The following is a 22445-nucleotide window of genomic DNA, read 5'->3' on the forward strand; positions in this document are numbered from 1 at the left end:
CGTCATTGCGACCGATAGGGAAGCAATCTCAAATCCTAGTCTTTCGTACTTCATGCATAAGTCCTGATACAGCAAATTCCACTTTGGTGAAGTACACCCATCGCGGGTAAGATGCTATTGCGGGCAAGATGCCCGCACTACAAACATTTGATTGTTAATATATGTAGCTCATATACACTATATCCTTGTGTTTGCTAATATTTAACCTTGCTTTCTCTCCTTTACCGAATAATTAAGGTTTAATGCCTCTCTTTTCAAGGAGAGATAATTATTAATTATTAATTATTAATTATTAATTGTTTAATGCCAATGTATTCTAAATTTTTACCAAAATTAACCGAAAGTCTGACTGAATCTACATCTATTTCTTTTGCTCAAAATATTCAGTATCAATCAATTTATACTCCTCTGATTTCTCAAACAATTAATACAAGTTTTGTCTCTCAAGGTGAAGGTAATACCCCGATTTTATTACTCCATGGTTTTGATAGTTCTATTTTTGAATTTCGTCGCCTTTTGCCATTACTTGCTGCTCAAAATCAAACTTTTGCTGTTGATTTATTGGGATTTGGTTTTACAGATAGATTGCCGAATTTAAAAATTAATCCAAAAGCGATCGCTACTCATCTTTATTATTTTTGGAAAAGTTTGATAGACCAACCTGTTATTTTAGTAGGTGCTTCTATGGGTGGTGCTGCTGCTATTGATTTTACTCTGACTTACCCGGAAGTTGTGAAAAAATTGGTATTAATTGATAGTGCTGGAATGCAAAATAATCCGATTATTAGTAAGTTTATTTTTCCTCCACTTGACTATTTCGCCACAGAATTTTTGCGTCGTCCCCAGGTTCGAGCAAATATTAGTCGTAGTGCTTATTTTGATAAAAGTTTTGCGACTTTAGATGCTAATATTTGTGCCAGATTACATCTAGAAATGCCTGGTTGGAATCAAGCTTTAATTTCTTTTACTAAGAGTGGTGGGTATGGTAATTTCAAACAAAAATTGCCTTCTCTACAACAGCAAACATTGATTTTGTGGGGAGAAAATGACCGGATTTTAGGTACTAGTGATGCTGGTAAATTGGAGGGCGCGATCGCTAATTCTCAGCTGATTTGGATTCCTAATTGTGGTCATGTTCCTCATTTGGAAAAGTCACAAGTTACTGCTAATTATATTCTGGATTTTATTAGGGAAAATTAATAATAGATTTTTTAAATAATTATTCTTGATTAGCTATTACTTTTTATCAAAATTGATTCACAGTTTTCAGCAAGATTTGGTTCAGCTTCAATACAACCAATAAAGTCAAGTTGACTAAATTTTTTCAGATGGTTTTCAGAAGTATTCAAAAGTTGTTGATAGTAATATTCGAGGGCAGATAGTAAAATTTCATCTGTGCTTTGTTTAGTTTTTTCCTGGATAAAGGCAAGTTTTTGCGCCTGTTCTTGAGTGAGTTTAGTAGCAATTTTCATTGTTGTATAAAATTGATAGAATAATTTGAATATCCAAGCGTATATAAGCACAATACTTATATTACTTTCCTAATAGTAATTTTATTTCTGGAGAAAAGCAATAATGAGTAACTCGAAAGCAAAATGAGGTGCTGATGGCAGTGAGCTTCCTACAATAGACCCTCATACTAAAGCCAAGCATCAAATTATCGAAGAATATATAGAAAATTTGGGATTGGTGAATGCGTAATGCTTTTGTCTCAAACGCTTTTTATCCCCTTAAAAGGGGAAACTTGAGACAAAATTTTTTCGGTCATAATGAAAATTTTTCTGTTCATCAATTACTTTAATTAGTTGATCATTCAGCATGCGGTGAATGACAGTCAAACCGACCATTATTCGATAAATGGTCAGCGTACTGTCACACATCCTACTCGATCTTTTGTTGACAAATAATTTCTTAAAAAAAGAAAATAATTAACTACTTTTATGAATCTATAATATCATGTTCCCCCTCCGGGGGAGCTACGCTAACGGATAATCAGTGATAGAACTCCGTTACGCTCACGCGACCAAAAAACTTTATCCCTTCTAACCTTTTCTTCCCTTCTGCCTTCTGCCTTCCTTCCTCCAAGGTGTAAGTCTTCAACCAAACATGATATAATACAATTAATTATTAACAAAAATACAGCCTTTTCTAGGTAGTAAATTCAATTCTAATTGAGTAGATTCTTCTTGCCAGGAAATTTCACAACTACCATAAACAATTTTACTAGGTCGAGAATTAAACTGAGTAACAGAAACATTTACATTTGCTGCTTCTGTACCACTATTAATAACCACAATAATTTCCTCATCTCCTAACATACGGGCAAATACATACACATTTCCCTCAGCAAATAAAACCTTATAACTACCCGTACGCAAAGCAGAATATTTATTTCTAATAGCAATCAACTGTTTATGATATTCCAAAACTTGATTATCCCATTTTTCCGTAGCAGGAAAACCACGACGAGAGTCAGGGTCTAACTTCCCTGGTAAACCTACTTCATCACCATAATAAATACTAGGTGCGCCAGGAAAAGTCATTAACAACAGAGTAGCTAACTCAACACTTACTTGATCTCCTTGAGCAATACTCAAAACTCGAGCTGTATCGTGACTGTCTAATAAATTCAGTTGAGTTAGTTCAATTTCCCAAGGATAGAGTTGCAGCAACTCCTGCATTTTTTGACCATATTCAACAGCAGATATAGCTGGGTAAGCTGAATAGTCACAACCTTTAACTTGGTCAATATCTACACGATCGCCCGCTGTAAAAGCAATAGTTGGACCAGTAAACAAATAATTCATCACCCCATCAAACTGAGTACCATCTAACCATTGCACGCAGTCACTCCAGACTTCACCCACAATATACGCTTCTGGGTTAATAGCTTTGACGCGATCGCGAAATTCTTGCCAAAACCCAGGAGTCTTAACTTCAAATGGCACATCCAACCGCCAACCATCAATGCCAAACTCTAACCAATATTCCCCAATTTCCATAATGTATTCTTTCACTTCGGGGTTATCGTGATTGAATACAGGTAAAGCACGGTTGCCTACCCACCCGACATAGTTTGCAGGTAAACTGCCATCGTAAGCAGAAAGAGGCCAGTCTTCTATTTTGAACCAATGTAACCAGGGTGAGTGGGGACCGTTTTCCAAGATATCGTTGAAGAAATAGAAACCGCGACTAGCGTGGTTGAAAACTCCATCCAGAACAACTTTTATATTGCGATCGTGAGCAGCATCTATCAATACTCTTAAAGCTTCATTACCTCCTAAAATTGGATCGACTCGGTAATAGTCATGGGTATGATAGCGATGGTTACAAGCTGATTGAAAAATAGGAGTGAAATAAATAGCAGTGACACCCAGGTCTTGAATATAGTCAAGTTGTTCGATGACACCCCAGAGGTTGCCACCTTTGTAACCTTGGGGAGTAGGAGGTTCATCCCAAGGTTCTAGGGTAGAAGGATAATAACCTTTGTCTATACCTTTTCTGGTTTGGGTAGGTGGTTGACCTTTGGCAAAACGGTCTGGAAAAATTTGGTAAAATACGGCGTGTTTTACCCACTCTGGTGTTTGAATTTGCATAGATAATTATCTCTTTAATTAGGAAACCACTACTATTTTGACAGGAAATTGGTCTCAAAGTATCACAAATTAAAGTAATATTAAAATTTGTCACAATGACTAGGCAGTTTGATGTAGAGAAGGGTTAGATTTGTACAGGACACATAATATTCTAGAATTTGCCAAAGCCACTGAAAAAAAATTAGTGAGTATTATGGCCTATTAGCAAAGAATTATTTAAGGAAAAATCAAAATTACATTGTGATGGTGATGGCAGCAATAGCTCACGTCAATACTTGTTTAAGCAAGACTTGCAAGCTCTAATTAATGAATTAGGGATAAAAATTCCCATTCCAAAAATTTAATTACCAATCCATAAAACCATGTCAGAATATTACAATGCCTTCATCTCTTACGGACGTGCCGACAGTAAATCTTTTGCTACAAAACTCTATGAAAAACTCACAGAAAATGGTCTAAAAATCTGGTTTGACCAAAATGATATTCCTCTGGGAGTAGACTTTCAAAATCAAATTGATGATGGCATCATAAAAGCTGATAATTTTCTGTTTATTATTGCGCCTCATTCTGTTAATTCTCCCTACTGTCTCAAAGAAATAGAATTAGCTATTAAATACAATAAACGAATTATTCCCCTGCTTCACGTCGAACAAATTACTTATGAAATTTGGCAACAACGAAACCCAAAAAAAACTTTAGAAGAATGGAAAATTTATCAAGAAAAAGGTAAGCATTCAAGTTTTCCTAATATGCACCCTGAAATAGGCAGAATTAATTGGGTTTATTTTCGGGAAAATCTTGATAATTTTGACAAAAGTTTGACTGACTTAATCGAATTATTTAATCGTCAGCAAGATTATGTAAAACAACATACTAAGATTTTAGTTAAAGGTTTAGACTGGGAAAATAATCAAAGACAAACTCGTTATTTATTAATTGGGAAAGAACGTCTACAAGCAGAACAATGGTTAAAGATTAAATTTACAGAAGAACAACCCCCTTGTATTCCTACAGATTTACATGGTGAATTTATCTGTGAAAGTGATAAAAATGCTAATAATTTAATGACTCAAGTTTTCTTGGCTTTTGCTGAAGCAAATAAAAGTATCATGGAGCAAATCAGGAAAAGTTTAATTAGAGAAGGAATTACTGTCTGGAGTTCTCATGCCGATATTAAAACTGGAAAAGATTTTCAAGTAGAAATTGAGCGGGGTATTGCCGGAGCGGATAATCTAATTTATTTATTGTCTCCTGAAGCCATAAAATCTGAATATTGTCAACAGGAATTAACTTATGCTTTGAGTCTGAATAAACGAATTATTCCTATATTAATTTCTCCCACAGATTTAACAGAAATTCCTGCCGAAATAAACAACTTACAATTTATTGATTTTACTCAATCAGAGTCAGAAGGAATAGATAAACTGCTCAAAGAATTAAAGTCAGAAGCTATTTATTATCAACGGCATAAAATTTTATTAGTCAAAGCTTTGAAATGGCTAGAACAAAATCGTAACCCTAGTATTTTATTACGGGGTTATAATCTCGAACAATATCAAAGTTGGTTAGAATTAGCTGGAAATAGAATGGCTAATTTACCTACAGATTTACAAACAGAATTTATTGCCGAAAGTGCTAAACAACCACCTAATTTAGTTTTAGATGTTTTTGTTTCTTATTCCAGAGCAGATTCAGATTTTGCTAGACAGTTAAATGAGGCATTACAAACTCAGGGAAAAACTACTTGGTTTGACCAGGAAAGTATTGCTACAGGCACAGATTTTCAACAGGAAATTAATCGCGGAATTGAACAGTCGGATAATTTCTTATTTATTATTTCCCCAGATTCAGTAAATTCTCCCTATTGTGGAAATGAAGTAGAGTATGCCAAAAGTTTAAATAAACGGTTTGTGACAGTATTATATCGAAAAGTTGATAGTAAGGAGTTGCATCCAGAATTAGCAAAAGTGCAATGGTTAGATTTTCATCGGTATGGAGGAGAATTTTATGCTAACTTTAGCGAGTTAGTACGTTTTTTGGATACTGATAGAGATTATGTCAGAAACCATACAAAGTTGTCACAACAAGCATTGGACTGGGAGGAAAAAGCTAGTGAAGATTTATTGCTACGAGGAAGTGAACTGGCGATCGCTAAAAACTGGTTACAGGAAGCTCTTAACACTAACAAACAACCCCCACTCAACAAGTTGCAAAAGAAATTTATTGAAGCTAGTGACGACCTACATACTAGCATCCAACAAGCAAGAGCAAAACGCAGACAACTTGATATCACAACTGCTTGGGGAATTACAGTTGGTTCCCTGTTGGCAGTTATGATTAGCACTGGGTTGTGGCAAAATTCTAGACATGAGCATAAAAAAGCTCAACTTAATTTAGCACAGTCTCTTGCTCGCTCTTCCTCCTCTCTATTTGTCGGTAACAAAGAATTAGAAGCATCGATTGAAGTTATTAAAGCGGGGAAAAATTTGCAAAGATACAAGGTGAAAGACGCAGAAGTGATCGACGCATTGCAACAGTCTGTTTATAGTGGCAGTGAAAGCAACAGATTACAAGGACACAAAAATTCTATTCGCTCTCTGAGTTTTAGTCCAGATGGCAAAATATTGGCATCAGGCAGCGATGATAAACAGATTAAGCTTTGGAATATGGAAACGGGAGCAGAAATACGAACTTTCTCTGGACACGATCGCTCTGTTATTAGTGTTTGCTTTAGTGCGGATGGGAAAATTTTAGCATCGGCAGGAAAAGACAAGAAGATAAAACTTTGGGATGTAGCAACAGGCAAGGAAATTAACACCTTCACCGGACATACTGACTGGATAAATAGCATGAGTTTCAGTCAGGATGGTAAGATTTTAGTATCAGGGAGTAAGGATAATACGATTAAACTCTGGAATGTAGAGACAGGCAAAGAAATTGACACCCTTTTCGGGCATCAGGGTAGTGTAATTAGTATCAGTTTTAGTCCTGACGGTAAAACTTTAGCATCGGGAAGTAAAGACAAAACGATTAAGTTTTGGGATGTAGAGACAGGTAGAGAAATGTACACCCTCTTCGGACATAATGGTTTGGTGGGTAGCGTCCGTTTTAGTCCGGATGGCAAGATATTGGCAAGTGGCAGTTATGATAAAACGGTTAAACTTTGGGATTTAGAAACAGGTGAGGAAATTCGGACTTTGACAGGACATTTTAGTTCAATTATGAGTGTGAGTTTTAGTCCGAATGGTAAACATTTAGCGACTGGTAGCAAAGACCGAATAGTTAAGCTATGGGATATAGAAACAGGAAATGAAATTCGCTCTTTTTATGGTCACGATGCTTGGGCATTTCGGGTAAGTTTTAGTCCAGATGGCAAGATATTAGCATCGGGTAGTGGTGACAAAACCATCAGACTCTGGAATTTAGAAACGAGAAGGGAACTTAGTACACTTAAAGGACATGATGATTCGATTCAACATTTAAGTTTTCCTCTAGCTTCATCCCCTCAAATATATAAATCTGAGAAAGAGATGATATTTGTTTCTGGTGGCGCTGATAAAACTGTCAAGATATGGGATTTGAAGACTAAAACTCAAGATACTTTGAAGGGACATGATGACTCGGTAATGAAAATTAGTGTGAGTCCTGATGGCAAGACTATTGCTTCTGCTGGTGAAGATAGCACTATTATTTTATGGGATGTAGAAACAAAACAAGAGATTCATCGACTCAAAGGTCATACCGATGCAGTCAAGGCAATTAGTTTTAGTCCGGATGGCAACATCTTAGCTTCTGGCAGTAAAGATACTACTATCAAACTTTGGAATTGGATAACAAAAGAAGAAATAGGCAATTTAAAAGGTCACGAAAGCACGGTAATGACAATGAGTTTTAGTCCGGATGGCAAGACCTTAGCTTCTGGTAGTAAGGACAATATAATTAACCTCTGGAATATAGAAACAATGGAAAAAATGGAACCTCTCATAAACGACAATCAGAGTTCTAATTTTAGTGTCAGTTTCAGTCCTGATGGTAAAACCTTAGCTGCTGGAGGCGATCGCAATCTTGTTACTTTATGGGATGTGGAAAAAAGAGAAAAAGTTTTCACTTTCAAAGGTCATAGTAGTTCTATTAACAGCGTTAGTTTTAGTCCGAATGGTAAGATTTTAGCTTCTGGAAGTTCTGACAAAACAATTAAACTGTGGAACCCGAAACAGGGAAATTCTATTTTGACCTTTCACGGACATGAAGACTCAGTTAATAGTGTTAGTTTTAGTCCGGATGGTAAAGTCTTAATATCTGGTAGTGATGATAAAACAATTAGACTTTGGGATGTAGAAAAACTAGATTTAGATGTAGATTTAAACGACTTAATGCTCCGGAGTTGCAATTGGGTGCGTGGTTATTTACAGCATAATCCTTATGTGGAAGAGGAGAATAGAAACTTGTGCGATAATATTGGTTAAATCAAAGTGGGTATTCAATAATTAACAATTAATAATTAATAATGGCTTTGTTGCATGAATGTTGCATTCGCAGATGACTACCTTTAACTAAATTTTCTTATCGACTAGGGCAAATGTGGCTGCATCCAATTATAGATTTTTCTATTCCTCCAGAAGCAGTTTTTTTTCGTTTACCAGCTTGGCAACTTTTGGAAAGTAGTAAAGACCAATTATTAGCCACAACTAAACTAGAAAAACTTCCATCAATAGTGATTATTGCTAGTGCATATAGAGATGGACAATTAGGTTTGAGTGAATATGATATAACTGTTGATATATATGATGAACAAAATTTTCCTTTACCTCCTGCTATTAGTTACTGGCGTTCTCAAAAACTGCGTAATGTATTGATAGGAGGAGAAATTCATGCTTATATGATTCATCATTTCCTGAACCAAAGATTAGTTATACCTATTCCTGATTTATGGCTAATTGTAGTAGCTATTTTCTTAGGAAAAGGAACAGTATTAATCTTAGAAAATAATTCTCCATTACGCCAACAAAAAAATATTTTATTCTTGCTATTTTTACTATTGTTACTAAATATTATTTATGGTTTAGCTAGTCTACAAATTTATATTACTGGTGCAATTTTATTGCCTTTTTTCTTCCCTAGTTTAACATTTTGGGTTCGTATATTTTTCTATTTAATTAAATCTAAATGAACAATTTAAAAAACATTCACTTAGCTTTAGGGTTAATGGAGTAAAGCCAAATTCTTACTTTCTCAGCCGCCCTCCCAATGACAGTAATATAATTATCAAATAAACAAAAAACTATTAACTAAAAACATGATTGATTCAGAAATACTCAAAAAACTGCAAGGAACATCTATTGAAGAGCGCATTTTTCTCATTGAAGCAATTTTGCAAACAGTTAAAAATGATATGCGTTCAACTTCCTCACAACTACTTTCCTCTGAAGAACACCCCCTGAAAAGAAAAGTCATTCATTATGACGCTCCTTATGAACCTGTAGCTCTAGAAGACTGGAAAACATTAGAGTTGTTGGGAAATAAAAGTTGAACAATGCTCAAAAGCTTACTCTATAAGGCTTTCAAAATTTCGGAACTAAAAAGGCTATAAACTTTGACTGATAAGGGTTTTAGCCATTTTTTTAGCTTAATTCCCAACAACTCTATTAATATGATTATTCTAGACACTCATATCTGGATTTCACGCCGATCCAGCAGACCAAATTATCGTGGCAACAGCTAAAGTTCACGGTTCGTTATTAGTCACTCAAGACCAAAAAATATTGAATTATTTTCAAGGTGGAACGCCATGATCAAAGTAAATGTGGGATAGGCAAACCTGAACAGGTTGAGCGTCGTTGATAATGGTTGTATTCGGGATAGTTGGGTTAAGCGGTAGCGCAACCCAACCTACTGCCGTGTCAAGCTTGAAAATGTGGGTGAAAAACCTAACCCCCCAACCCCCTTCCCTGCAAGGGAAGGGGGAGAAACTACCCTCTCCTCGCAGGAGAGGGGTTGGGGGAGAGGTTCCTAGGTTTTTGCTCCTAATCCACAATTTTAGTCTTGACACGGCACTACAAATAACTTCTGACTTCTGACTTCTGACTTCATTAACCACCCCCACAACGTCGCAGATGATAAGTAGGAAATGTACCATAACCCTTAGCTAAAGAAGTTTGCCCCACATAATCACAAGTAAATTCTTTCACCCCCTCTGAAGCTACCATTGCAGCAAACGCTTGACTTGAATAAACCTTTCCTGGTGGCGTAATAGGTTCAATCCTAGCCGCATAACTCACATGAGTACCACTGTAAGTTGTCATCCCAGTAATCGGGTTAGTGTATTTATAAACCACCCCTGTATGTAACGCTACCCGTAAATTCAAACTTGCGGGCAACCCTACTTTTTCCCAATCTGTACTCTGAACAAGATTGCATATTTCCAAGGCAAATAAACCCGCATCCCTAACATTAGAAAAGACATAATATAAAGCATCTCCCCAAGTATTTTTCATTACTGGTTTATAATCAGACTTTGCCTCAAACTTCGCCACCGCACCGAGAAAATATTCTACAAATAGACTAATCTGATTTTCCTTCAATTTAGAATAACTCTTAACATCTGCAAATAACAACGCCATAATTAACCGATTTTCATCCTCTGGTGCAGAAGTTGGTTGTAGGGGAGTTGGTGGTGTGGATAGTGTATTCAATATCTCTACTTTCTGTGTCATCACAGATTGTAAAATCTGCTGAATATCAATTATTTCCACATTATTGTTCCATTGTCGCCAAAATTCTACAGCTCTTGCTGTACCACCTATTCCACCAATTTGTTGATTCCAAACAGCCATTGGTATAAGTTCTGTATCTAACTGTTCTGCCCGCATTTTTGCCATTCCATAGAGTATCCTATTAGTGTATTCATAGGCAATATTGCTGTGTTCAAGATTATAATGAGTTGGAATAATCACTTCTGTCGCTTTTTCCAAAACTTGCTCAAACCGTTGTCGCCAATTACTATTAGGGATAATATCAATAGAATTTTTGATAAATTGTTCTCGTTCATGGGGCAAAACGATATGAGTCTCCCCCTCCAATTCAGACAAAGCTTCAAGGAACAAAATATCACTACCACAAGCTGCAGAAGCATAACCCAAACGAGCATCTAACTGAATTAGGCGATCGCGAATTGCCTCATAAACCTGTGATTCTATCTCTGGCGGAAATCTAGGTATTGTGCGCCCTGGTTCATCAATCATGTGACCGCTAAATACTACTACCCTAGAAATAGGCAGACAATTTTTAACCCAATTAATATCTCCTTGTCGATATTCTAGGATTAAAGTAGCATTACGACGAGTCGAACTTAAATTCCCAAATTTACCCTTACTTTGCTTCACAGCTTGACCATACCAATCTTCTGCCTCAGAATTTTCCCCTAAAATTAAAGCAGTTTCTCCCAAAGTTGCTAGTAACCAGTAGTCATTCTCGTTCCTCTGGGAAACTGGTGGGAGTTCAGCCAAACATTTTTCCCGTACTTCAACAGCGATCGCCTTTGCTGTTTCAGCATCTCCCATCAACATTGTCATTGTCGCGGCATTTATCCCCGGATAATAATCCCCACTCATTTGATAAGCTTGTTGATATCGTTGAGCTGCCAATGCTATTTGTTGGGTACTTTCCTCTGGAGAGCTTGCTTGCTGCCACAAATCTTTATGAGTCCTGGCTAACAAACAAATAGTTTCCTCGTCATTTTTGCCAGAGTTTACTAACTCTAATAATAAATTATTAGCCCGTTGAGTTGCTCCACTTCGAGCTAAACTCAAAACTAAAAGTTGTTGTAAACGGATATCATTCGGCCATTCTTTTAACCCTTCCGATAAAATATCATAAGCCATTAATGGCTCCCCAAGTTTCAGGATATATTCACCCAAAATCCGAAAAATTTCTGGGTAACGCAAATGGAGATTAATAGTTTCTCGACGAATTGTTTGTAAACTTTTTAAATTTAGTTGGGATGATTTTTTTAAACTTTCTAAAATTAAGGATAAATTACTATCATCAACTGTAGCAGTTTTTTCAGTAGTAGTTTTGCTTCCTTCTATTCGATAACCTATGGCTAAAAGAGTTTTAATTACTCCCATAGAAACAACGCGGTCATATTCTTTTTCTGACTCTGGCAATTCTTCATAAGGCACTAAACCAGGATGTAATTTTTGGGCATCATCTCGATTTTTTCCATATTTCCAACCTTCAGAAAATCGCTGTTTTGCCCAAATTTCATGGGTATTTTTAGCCAGTAATTCAGTGATTTTTAAATGTTCTGTTGTCAGATTTACCTTGGAAGTATCTATTGGATCTGGTTTATAGTTCAAAATCTACTCCTCGATCAAATAATAGTTAACGTAAGGATTCAGGGTTACTTAACATTCATTGATGATAGTAACTATAAGTTATCAGCTATCAGTTTTTGTATTGACATACAAAATGTTTTTGGACTACTAATCCCAAATGATTTGTGAGAAAAAACTGTAGAGGTTTGATATTCACACCTAAGATTAAAGATTGGGTTTGGAAACAAAACCGCCACTATCAATCAAATATTACAACCTAATTTAGGATTGCTATAGGCGATCGCTAAAGTATCTAGTTTGCTCGCTTCCAGTTTTTCACCTTCTAAAATATTCCTAAAAACAGTTGATTTTATACTTTATTTACCTACTATAAAATTTCAACTACACTGTTTCGCTAGTGAGGATATTCTTCATCATCTTGAGAAAGTCTAGGATTACAGCCTAACCAAGCAAAAGTCCTTTATACCACCCAACGTCTGGGCAAAACTTTAAATCCTTTTTCAGTTCTGAATAGTTAATTTCCATCCACTTGCTCATTGCCACTGGCTTCTCTAGTTTTATTCTATAACCTTGATCTGCCCAAACAATTTTCAGATTCGGGGCCTCATTTGATGACTTGAAGAAATATAAACTTAGCTGCTGTACAATACCTATACAATTCCGGCAAAACTTGGTAAAACCTGAGTAATGCCAGTCAAGATGTTTGCTTCTTGCTTCAACCTGGGAGGCCGCCCTCTTCCAGTTCACAAGCGTAAATTCGGGTACAGCCTACCCTATTTTTTTGATTAATTTCCCCATACTGAGATAACACCAGTGCTGCATTCAAGTCCCGGTCTATTATCATTCCAAAGTTAGGGCAATCAAAGGTGCGGTCTTTTAGCTTTAATTCTTGATGAATATGACCACAACTATGACAAGTTTTAGAAGATGGAAACCACTGGTCAGCTAGCACTACTGTCCCACCGGAGCTTACGATTTTGGTTGTCAATCGTTGCCGAAACTGATAAAATCCTTGCCTAGCTATTGATGCTGCTAATTTACCATTTTGCATCATTCCTTTCACATTTAAACTCTCTAAGCAGACGTGCTTGACTTGAGTCACTAATTTTGTAGTAGTTTTCTCTATGAAATCTCTACGCACGTTAGCAATACGACAATGGTACTTCGCGAGTTTTTTGTAATATTTAATCGCATTTTTTGAAGGTGGTTTACCTTTACCTCCTACTTGTTTATTGCGATTGCGCCATTGAAACTTAGCCAGGTTTAATTGCTCTAGTTTAATAGAGTCTGGGAGACTTACAACTTCATTTTCTCTCTTTTTTTGGTTTGCTATACTTGCAAATTGTTTGACTCCAACATCTATACCAAAAGTTTCGTATTGTCGCTTATCTAATAGGGGATGAACTGGCAACTTCTCAGCTTCAATACTAAAACTAACAAACCATTTTTCCCCTGTTCTACTAATAGTAAAAGTCTGACTTGCTGTGGTGTAAGGTATTGATTCCCATAATCGAAAAGTCCCTAGTGTTGGTATTTTAATTTTTTTACCAGGGTTAATTGTAACTTTTCCATTACCGTCATAAACAGTAAAAGATTGTCTGTCTTTTTTCCTTTTCAACTTAGGATACTTACTGGTTCCCTATTTCGGTTTAAATGCTTCACCTAGATGTTGAAAAGCACTTTGATAAATGCGAGACGAATAATTGTTGATCCAGGCATATTCTGGCTGCTTTTTTACATAGTTAGTAAAGACTTTTTTAGCTTCTAAAATACGTAATGCGTAACTCAAGCTAACTTCCTGACCACGTTTGTTAACTTTGGTCATGGCAGAAGTTCCATTAACCATACTGAGGCCATAGTTGTAAACAAAACGAGCATAACCAGCACATTTCGCCATAAATGAGCGCTCCTGGTTACTGAGTTTTAATTCAAGTTTTTTGGCGTACAATCAAATCACCTCCAACCACATTTTCAAATATTTTTTGTGGCTAAGTCAAAAAAATCCCCTTTTTTTTCAGTTCTTGCCGGAAATTGCCATAGATATTGATACTAGCAATCAGCTCCTTCTCAGTAATAACCCTTGACTATACTACCAAATATTTGTTGTTTTCTTCCTTTTACCTAATTAAACCTACAAGGGAAAAGATAATTAGCGATCGCCCACCCATAACCAAAATTTAACCTAACCATATCTACATATAACACCACAAAAATAGGGCGCGAACATTTATAAATGCTCAAACTCACTCAGGGATTACTTCTAACTTCTAACTTCTAACTTCTGACTTCTGACTTCATAAAATCTACCCCCTTGCCAACGATCCCTAACCATTGGACACTTAGAATGACAATGTTGTTGGCAGTGAGGTTCAACCGTGAAAAACGTACTAAGTATAATTCTAGGCGGTGGCGCAGGTACCCGCCTCTATCCATTAACAAAACTGCGGGCCAAACCAGCAGTACCCCTAGCCGGGAAATATCGGTTGATAGATATTCCTATCAGTAACTGCATCAACTCAGACATCGAGAAAATCTATGTTCTGACCCAATTCAACTCAGCTTCTCTAAACCGTCATATTACTCGCGCCTACAACTTCCCAGGCTTCAGTGAAGGTTTTGTAGAAGTTCTCGCAGCTCAACAAACTAAAGATAATCCAGAGTGGTTCCAAGGAACCGCCGATGCTGTCCGCAAATATATCTGGTTATTTAAAGAGTGGGATATTGACTATTACCTAATTCTCTCCGGAGACCATCTCTACCGCATGGACTATCGGGAGTTTGTCCAACGTCATATTGAAACAAAGGCAGATATTACCCTTTCTGTCTTGCCCATTGATGAAGCACGAGCATCTGATTTTGGTTTAATGAAAATTGATGACTCTGGTCGGATTATTGAATTTAGCGAAAAACCTAAAGGGGACGATCTAAAAATTATGGCAGTGGATACCACTGTTTTAGGAGTTAGTCCAGAAGTCGCTAAAGAACAACCATACATTGCTTCTATGGGGATTTATGTCTTTAATAAAGATGTCATGGTCAAACTATTGGAAGAATCCGAAGCTCCAGATTTTGGTAAGCAAATTCTACCTAATTCGGCTAAAGATTATAATGTTCAAGCTTACCCATTTGAAGGTTATTGGGAAGATATCGGGACTATTAGGTCATTCTATGAAGCTAATTTGGCTTTGACCCAACAACCTCAACCACCTTTTAGCTTTTATGATGAAAAAGCTCCTATCTATACTCGTTCTCGTTACTTACCACCAAGTAAACTTTTGGATTGTCAAATTACAGAATCAATTGTCGGAGAAGGTTGTATTCTCAAACAATGCCGCATTGACCATTGTGTCTTAGGAGTGCGATCACGAGTTGAAGCTGGTTGTGTAATTGAGGACTCTCTGCTGATGGGGGCAGATTACTATGAACCCTTTGCAGAGCGTAAATCTGGGCGACAAAAGGGTATTGTTCCATTGGGAATCGGTGCTGAAACTACTGTTCGTGGGGCAATCATTGATAAGAATGCCCGCATTGGTCGCAATGTCCAGATTATTAATAAAGATCGTATAGAGGAAGCTCAACGTGAGGATGAAGGATTTATCATTCGTAGCGGTATTGTTGTTGTCTTGAAGAATGCCGTTATCCCAGATGGCACAGTGATCTAGTCAGTGTTTGAGTTTTAGTGGTTAGTTGGTAGTAAATACCGCTAACCACTAAATGCTAATTGCTAGTTTATGAGCAAACTAATTATTCTTATTGGACTTCCAGCTAGTGGTAAATCCACTCTAGCAAGGAAAATAGTTACTAGATATCATCAGTGTCAATTAATTTCTACTGATGCTATCCGTGCTGAGTTATTTGGTGATGAAGCAATTCAAGGACCTTGGCTCCGAGTATGGCAGCAAGTACAACAACAATTTTACCAAGCTGTACGCCAGAAATCTCTGGCCATATATGACGCTACTAATGTCCAACGTCGGCAACGACGACAAGTAATTGACCTGGCAAAGGAAAGTGGATTTACCCATCTAACTGGTTTATGGCTTGACAAATCATTAGAATTATGCTTAACAAGAAATCAACAACGACAGCGTCAAGTTCCTGAAGAAGTAATAATGAAAATGTATCGACAGTTAACAGATGCTCCTCCAAGTTGTGAAGAAGGATTAGATATACTCAAACGAATTACTAAATAGGGTTTGCTGAAAAAGTCTTTTTGCTGGGGTAGGAGACAGGAGACAGGAGACAGGAGACAGAAGACAGAAGATAGGAGATAGGAGATAGGAGATAGGAGACAGGAGACAGGAGACAGGAGACAAGGGAATGAGCGAGGAAGTAGGAGTAAGAATTGTCCCTTGATTTTTCTGCTCAACTCTTGCCTAAAATACTAACTTTTTGAGCATTTTAGACTGAAACAGGCACACTGCAATTCGACCCTAAAAAGGCTAAAATCAATATCAGTCAATGCTTCGATATTTAATCAGCAAGCCCTAATATGTGGACGTTGAAAATTATTGTTATCGCAAAGCAGAAAACAGAATAGAAGAGGTTTTTTTGCATTTTACTGAATAATTAAGATTTAAAGTCTCTGCGCATCAAAACAAGAAAAAAAATCTTTTAGTCAATCCTCTAATTTTAAGGAAAGGGAGTTGTTAGTTATTAATTACTAAAATGAGATTTTCTCTACATAAAATATTCATTAAATTTATCCCCATATTACAACTAAAAAAAATAGCTTTAATTCTGACATTTTTCATAATTCATAATTAACTTTTAATGTGGAGTTATAGAACTAAAATTTTTTAGTACAGCCATAAAAATTCAATACTTTGTAGGTAATAGTTTGAACTCAAGCTGATAGATGATAGCTGAGTGCCTATAGATAAAGTATAAATAAATATAGAGAAATATAGAGTACGGCAATTGCTATTACTCTTTCAGGAAAAACCGAACTTAAATAAATATTAAACCTTGATAACTTGAAAGAAGTAAAGTCAAAAATTAAAATTCAGCCCGATTGATTAGTTACTAATATCTGGCAGTAGTTTTTTTATAAAAAATGTTGCCAACTAGGAGATGGGTTGAAACTAATTTCTACTGGAGAAAACATAACGACCTTATCTGAATTTATGAATATTGCATCTTAAAAATCAAAAAAACACTTGAAACCAGATATACAGCAGATTCCAAGTACCTGAAATACAGATGTTAACTAGGGAATTTCTACAGTGTGGGCATCTTGCCCGCTATGGATGTACCTCACGCCTGATGAAATCTGCTATATCTATAATGTATATTACTTTTGACTTTTAATACTTGACATTTGTTATTGATGGTTTTCTTATAATTAACTACTAATTGACTTCTCTCTCGGTTAAAAAGGGACGTTCCATTGAACGTCCTTACAAGGTTTTGCTTGTAAAGATGTGGTTCATCAATTTGAAAAGCACTGTAATCTGAAAAATATTAAAATGAGGAGATAGATAAATGGCTACAACTGATTTTAAAGACTATTATTCAATCTTAGGTTTAACTAAAAGCGCTACTGCCGAAGAAATAAAAAAAGCTTATCGTAAATTAGCAAGGAAGTACCACCCAGATATGAACCCAGGTGACAAGAAAGCAGAAGCTCGTTTTAAAGAAGTTAATGAAGCTTATGAAGTTTTATCAGATCCAGAAAAACGTAAAAAGTATGACCAATTTGGTCAATACTGGAATCAAGTCGGTTCCACAAGTGGCGGATGGCCTGGAGGTACTGGTGGTACTACCGTAGATTTTGGAGGTTTCGATTTTAGTCAGTATGCCAGTTTTGAAGATTTTATCAATACCTTATTAGGGCGTGGTGGAACTCCAGGTAGTGGTAATGTTGGTGGACGACAAACTTATACCTACAAGACTAATACAGGTTGGCCAGGGGGATTTAATAATGGATTTGATGGTTTTTCTAATTTTGAAAATCGTCAGTCAGCAGCTTCTTTGAATTTAGAAGCTGAGATTACTCTTACTTTTGCAGAAGCTTTCCGAGGAACACAAAAACGTGTAGGTACTGGAGAAGTTTCCATTCCTCCAGGGGTTAAACCAGGAAGTAAAATTCGAGTTAAAGGTAGAGGTCAATTAGATCCATACACTAAGAAAAGAGGAGATTTGTATCTAAAGGTAGAAATTCAGTCTCATTCTTTTTTCCAGTTTGATGGAGAGAACTTACTTTGTGAAGTACCAATAACTCCAGATGAAGCTGTATTGGGTACATCTATTGAAGTACCAACTCCTGATGGTATGGTTAATGTTAATATTCCTGCGGGTATTCGTTCCGGTCAGTCTTTACGGTTACGAGGTAAGGGATGGCCAAAAGCTAAGTCAGGGGGACGTACTGACCAGTTAGTACGGGTTACTATTACTGTCCCCAAAGATATTAGTGCTATAGAAAAAGAGTGCTACGAAAAAATTAAAGCTAATCGCACTTTTAACCCTCGTAGTCATTTGCAAAGTATATCGCTTTAGTTTAAGTCCACTTAGGTGATGGGGAGATGGGGAGATGGGGAGTGGAAAAAACTGTTCCTTATCAATCGTTATCTTCTAAAGAAGATCAAGATAATTTTCTCTACAAATAAACTCAGGACTTACGCAAATTGACTTTTAACCCACCATCTGTAGGGGCGAATACCATTCGCCTTTGCTATATGTAGGGTTTGCTGAATAGCATTGTAATCAATACCTGCAAATGCTTCCAGGGTTAAATAGGGCTTACCGATCTAACCTAAAAGCATTGACATATAAAGATTTTAGCCTTTTTGGGGCTTTTAAAAAGTGCGCCTGTTTCAGTCTAAAACGCTCAAAAAGGAGCGTATTTTAGGCGCATAGTTGGGCAGAAAAATTCAGGGAAAATTCTTACTCCTAACTTCCTCGCTCATTCCTATTTCTCTCCTCCACCGGAGGGGGAGGGGCGAGGGGTGGGTTGTCTCCTGTCTCCAGTATTCCCCTCCACCGGAGGGGGAGGGGCGAGGGGTGGGTTGTCTCCTACCCCAGCAAAAAGACTTTCCATACGCAAACCCTAAATATTGCTGAAAAAGTACAAGGTTTTTGGCTCAATTTGCATCAAAATGCTAATATTTTTCCCCTGACTATCAGAAAATTTGGCCGTAGCAGATAGTCTAAACTTTTACCTGTTGCCTATCATCACCATCAGACTTTTTCAGCAAACCCTAAATATAGTGAGGGCGAATGCCATTCGCCCCTACAGATGGTGTTTAAAAGGTTGATTTGCGTAAGTCCCGATCTATAAATCTATTCCTTATCAATCGTCATCTTCTATAGAATATCAAGATACAAGATAATTTTCTCCACAAGTAAAACTACTTCATTTCTTCTTAACGTGGCTGAATATACTCATAATCATAATATCTCTGATAATAAGAATCAGCTCGATCGCCATTACCAACTATTCCCAACATCGGTACACCTGCCATACTCAAGTCATCTAGAGCTAAACTTAAAGCTTCTCGCTCTGTCTTACCTAATCCCACTACTAACATTAATCCATTAGTACAAGCTGATAATAAACTAGCATCTGCTCGACCCAATAATGGCGCTGTATCGCAAATAACTAAATCAAAAGTTGTAGCTGCATCTTGAATTAATTGGTGCATCTGTGGTGAGGACAAAATTTTCGTTGGGTCTGGCGGAACAGGGCCAGATGTTAAAACAAATAGATTTTCATCCACGGGCGATCGCTGAATTGCTGTTTCTATTGGCACACCATCGGCAATTATGCTACTCAAACCCTGTTGGTTAGAAAGTCCCATCATATTATGAATCTGTGGACAACGTAGGTCGGCATCTATTAATAGGACTCGTTGACCCATAGCGGCGGCTGCCCTGGCCAAATGACCTGCTACTGTGGATTTACCATCCCCTGGTGTTGCGGAACTAATGACAAAAGAATGAATGGGATTTTCTATATTTAGGAGACGAATATTAGCATTTAAAGTACGGAAGGCTTCTTGAAAAGCTGAGGGATATAATACTAAGGATGAACTGTTATTTTCTTTTAGTTCATCGTTCATCCAATTTCTTTGTTCATGTATAGGAATTATGCCTAACAATGGCAACCCGATAGATTTTTTGACTTCTTTTGGTGTTTGAAAAACGTCTTGTTGAAATCCTTCTCCCAATTTAGCTAATAATATTCCTAATACTAATCCTGTTACTCCTCCGAGGGCAAGATTTAATATCATATTTGGAGATATTGTTACTAACTGACCATTTTGAGTTTTCAGCAATTCTGGTGGTGCGATTAATTCCCAAGGTTGTACTTTTTCAAATACTACTTCTATCTGTAATTGCTGTTGTTTTTCTAACAAATCTTTGAGTATATTATTTGAGTTTTCTAATTCTTGTTTAATTTCTTGATAACGCCCTACTACTTCTGGCATTTTTTCAATATATTCATTTAATTTTGCCTCAGCTTCATCTAATACTTTACTCCGGACTTCGAGAACTTCAATTTGATTAGCAGCCAAGATCATTTTATGAATTAACTCTAAGCGAACTGAGTCTTGAAAAGCTAAAGCCTTTTTACTTACTTCTTCTATATCTCTACCAATAACTTTTTCTGCTTCTTGATTTAATAAAGGTAGTAATTTTTCTCGTTGTTGATATAAAGCTTGAATTTGAGGTGCTTTTTCTTTAAATCGAGCTGATTCTAGAGCAATTGTTGTTTCTACTTCCTGTAATTGATTTAGTAATGATTGATATCTTGCTGCTTGACTTAAAGCTGAAGCTATCAAAGCTTCTTCTGGATTAATTCCCAACTGACTCTGTAATATAGCATGGAGCGATCGCTGTTGGTCTAGTAATATTTTATTCTCTAGTTTTTGTGATTGAATTTGATTACTTTCTGCTGCTATTTCTTGACTTTTGAGTTCTGGGTTAATAAACAGATATTCTTGTTGTAGTTGCTGTGACTCCTTCCGTAATTCTTTGATTTTTTGTTGATTTTTTGAAATTTGTTCCTCAATAAAATCCAATCCTTCATCAGTATTAGTTTTCTGGTCATTTTGACCATATTCAGTGTAAGCTGCTGCTAATTTCTCTAAGACAAATTTAATTTTTTTTGAGTCCGAATCTCGATAGCTAACTTCTATAATTTTTGTATTGTCTAGTCTTTGAATTTTTAGTTTCTCTTGACTAAAAAGTTGCCTCTCTGGTTTTTTAAACAAAGAATTATAATTAATTTCTGGATATTCTTTTTGTATATCTGCAATGATTGGCAGCATAAACTGCGGACTTTTTAAGACTTGAATTTGAGATTGATAATCTAAGCTATAGTTATCTGATTCTTGATTGTTTTGAATATTTTGGTTTGGATATGAAGTGATTCTCTCTTTTCCCGTGCCATAAATAATATTTGCTGCTTGTTGTTCCCAACTTTCTTGAGAATTTGTAGTTAATTTTTGTGATTCTGTGCCTAATTGATAATTAACTGAATTAGTAACTTTAACTGGTTCAACTAATATTTGAAATTTTCCCTGATATATAGGAATCTGATTTAAAGTCCAGAAATATGCTCCTGTTGTTGTGGCAGTTGCTACACTAAAAATCAAGAAAAAACGATGACATACTAAGTTCCAAATCTTATTTTCTTTTTGAGATAGTTTTTCCTCTAGTTGATGAAATTCAGCTTCATAGATATATTGATTCTGAGTCAAATTTTTCCTCTGATTTAGGAGTTGACCGCGATTATTATATAAAGATAATTGATAATTTTGTTCGGGTTCCATATCTATCAAGTTAAAAGTTAAAAATCAAGTTATTACTGTGAATGAAGCAAGATATATTTAAGAATATATGATTGCGGACCTGCAATTACTATATATCTTCATTGAAGAATTTTAATTTTAGAGCAGAAGGAAAAATCTTGTTTTCTCTAAGCTTTTAATATGTCCACATCCTTTCCTTAAACTGCTATATATTTTCTGTTAGAGATTTTTTTTCGGGTTCCATATCTATCAAGTTAAAAGTTAAAAATAGAGTTATTACTGTAATTCAAGCAAGATATATTTAAGAATATATGATTGCGGACCTGCAACTACTATATATCTTCATTCAATAATTTTAATTATCAGCTAGGACGTATTTTCAGTTGATACTATTTGTTATATTATTTCCGGATAATTAGTGATAAAAAAATTTTCTCTTTTTTCTTGCTTCTTCCTTCTTTCTTCCCTCCTGACTCCTGAGTTCCCCTCCTGGGAGGGGGAGGGGCGAGGGGTGGGTTGACTCCTGACTCCTCCGTCATTTATTTATAACTATTCAACCGGACATGATATTACCTCTTGCCTTTCCCCAAATTGGGATATATTGCCTAAATGTTTAACAAATTTTCAACAGCTTAATAGACATTTCTAAAATTACATAAAGCTTTGAGCAAACCCCTGTATAACCATTTAATAGAACATCCCTACATTCTTTTTCAGAAATGTCTATCTAATCAATAGAGCTTAAGCAAAATAATGTA

15 protein-coding genes are annotated in these 22445 nt (G+C 36.2%); 7 read left to right on the plus strand and 8 right to left on the minus strand.

Annotated elements, in window-relative coordinates; all coding sequences use genetic code 11:
* Positions 1-309 precede the first annotated feature (309 nt).
* Positions 310-1200, plus strand: a complete 891-nt coding sequence (locus D5R40_RS09725; protein WP_192901274.1) for an alpha/beta fold hydrolase — start codon at positions 310-312, stop codon at positions 1198-1200.
* Positions 1201-1229: 29 nt separating this feature from the next.
* Here the strand turns inward: D5R40_RS09725 and D5R40_RS09730 are convergent, their stop codons facing one another.
* Together D5R40_RS09730 and D5R40_RS09735 are read right to left on the minus strand one after the other, a co-directional pair.
* Positions 1230-1472 (minus strand): hypothetical protein, encoded by a 243-nt coding sequence (locus tag D5R40_RS09730; protein WP_124154566.1) that lies wholly within the window; start codon positions 1470-1472, stop codon positions 1230-1232.
* A 648-nt stretch (positions 1473-2120) separates the two neighbouring features.
* Positions 2121-3596, minus strand: coding sequence for a glycoside hydrolase family 13 protein (locus D5R40_RS09735; protein WP_124154567.1), 1476 nt, complete (start codon positions 3594-3596; stop codon positions 2121-2123).
* Positions 3597-3958: 362 nt separating this feature from the next.
* On the opposite strand from D5R40_RS09735, the gene D5R40_RS09745 reads away from it, so the two are divergent.
* From D5R40_RS09745 to D5R40_RS09755, 3 genes are all read left to right on the plus strand, one after another.
* Positions 3959-8062 (plus strand): TIR domain-containing protein, encoded by a 4104-nt coding sequence (locus D5R40_RS09745; protein WP_124145924.1) that lies wholly within the window; start codon positions 3959-3961, stop codon positions 8060-8062.
* A 113-nt stretch (positions 8063-8175) separates the two neighbouring features.
* A complete protein-coding gene (locus D5R40_RS09750; protein WP_124145925.1) occupies positions 8176-8766 on the plus strand; it encodes a hypothetical protein in 591 nt (196 codons plus the stop codon).
* Between the two features lie 126 nt (positions 8767-8892).
* The gene (locus tag D5R40_RS09755; protein WP_124145926.1) at positions 8893-9126 is read left to right on the plus strand and encodes a hypothetical protein; all 234 of its coding nucleotides are present in this window, start codon (positions 8893-8895) and stop codon (positions 9124-9126) included.
* A 559-nt stretch (positions 9127-9685) separates the two neighbouring features.
* Here the strand turns inward: D5R40_RS09755 and D5R40_RS09765 are convergent.
* The 3 genes from D5R40_RS09765 to D5R40_RS37650 form a co-directional block, all read right to left on the minus strand.
* A complete protein-coding gene (locus tag D5R40_RS09765; RefSeq protein ID WP_124145927.1) occupies positions 9686-11953 on the minus strand; it encodes a TRAFs-binding domain-containing protein in 2268 nt (755 codons plus the stop codon).
* Between the two features lie 694 nt (positions 11954-12647).
* The gene (locus D5R40_RS37645) at positions 12648-13550 is read right to left on the minus strand and encodes an RNA-guided endonuclease InsQ/TnpB family protein (protein ID WP_205127627.1); all 903 of its coding nucleotides are present in this window, start codon (positions 13548-13550) and stop codon (positions 12648-12650) included.
* A 21-nt stretch (positions 13551-13571) separates the two neighbouring features.
* On the minus strand, positions 13572-13829 hold the full coding sequence (locus D5R40_RS37650; RefSeq protein ID WP_240041571.1) for a hypothetical protein: 258 nt from the start codon (positions 13827-13829) through the stop codon (positions 13572-13574).
* Positions 13830-14307: 478 nt separating this feature from the next.
* On the opposite strand from D5R40_RS37650, the gene D5R40_RS09775 reads away from it, so the two are divergent.
* The 3 genes from D5R40_RS09775 (at position 14308) to D5R40_RS09785 (ending at position 18430) form a co-directional block, all read left to right on the plus strand.
* Complete coding sequence (locus D5R40_RS09775) at positions 14308-15594, plus strand: glucose-1-phosphate adenylyltransferase (protein WP_124154568.1); 1287 nt, start codon at positions 14308-14310, stop codon at positions 15592-15594.
* Between the two features lie 69 nt (positions 15595-15663).
* Positions 15664-16125, plus strand: a complete 462-nt coding sequence (locus D5R40_RS09780) for an AAA family ATPase (RefSeq protein ID WP_124145930.1) — start codon at positions 15664-15666, stop codon at positions 16123-16125.
* A 1291-nt stretch (positions 16126-17416) separates the two neighbouring features.
* Positions 17417-18430 (plus strand): DnaJ C-terminal domain-containing protein, encoded by a 1014-nt coding sequence (locus tag D5R40_RS09785; protein WP_124145931.1) that lies wholly within the window; start codon positions 17417-17419, stop codon positions 18428-18430.
* 412 nt (positions 18431-18842) lie between these two features.
* Here D5R40_RS09785 and D5R40_RS40905 read toward each other — a convergent pair whose 3' ends face one another.
* From D5R40_RS40905 to D5R40_RS34935, 3 genes are all read right to left on the minus strand, one after another.
* A complete protein-coding gene (locus D5R40_RS40905; protein WP_275670405.1) occupies positions 18843-18971 on the minus strand; it encodes a hypothetical protein in 129 nt (42 codons plus the stop codon).
* A 325-nt stretch (positions 18972-19296) separates the two neighbouring features.
* Positions 19297-21708 (minus strand): GumC family protein, encoded by a 2412-nt coding sequence (locus tag D5R40_RS09790; protein ID WP_124145932.1) that lies wholly within the window; start codon positions 21706-21708, stop codon positions 19297-19299.
* A 380-nt stretch (positions 21709-22088) separates the two neighbouring features.
* Positions 22089-22226 (minus strand): hypothetical protein, encoded by a 138-nt coding sequence (locus D5R40_RS34935; RefSeq protein WP_161564615.1) that lies wholly within the window; start codon positions 22224-22226, stop codon positions 22089-22091.
* Positions 22227-22445: the final 219 nt, after the last annotated feature.

The organism is Okeania hirsuta, from assembly GCF_003838195.1.
Taxonomy (GTDB): Bacteria; Cyanobacteriota; Cyanobacteriia; order Cyanobacteriales; family Microcoleaceae; genus Okeania; species Okeania hirsuta.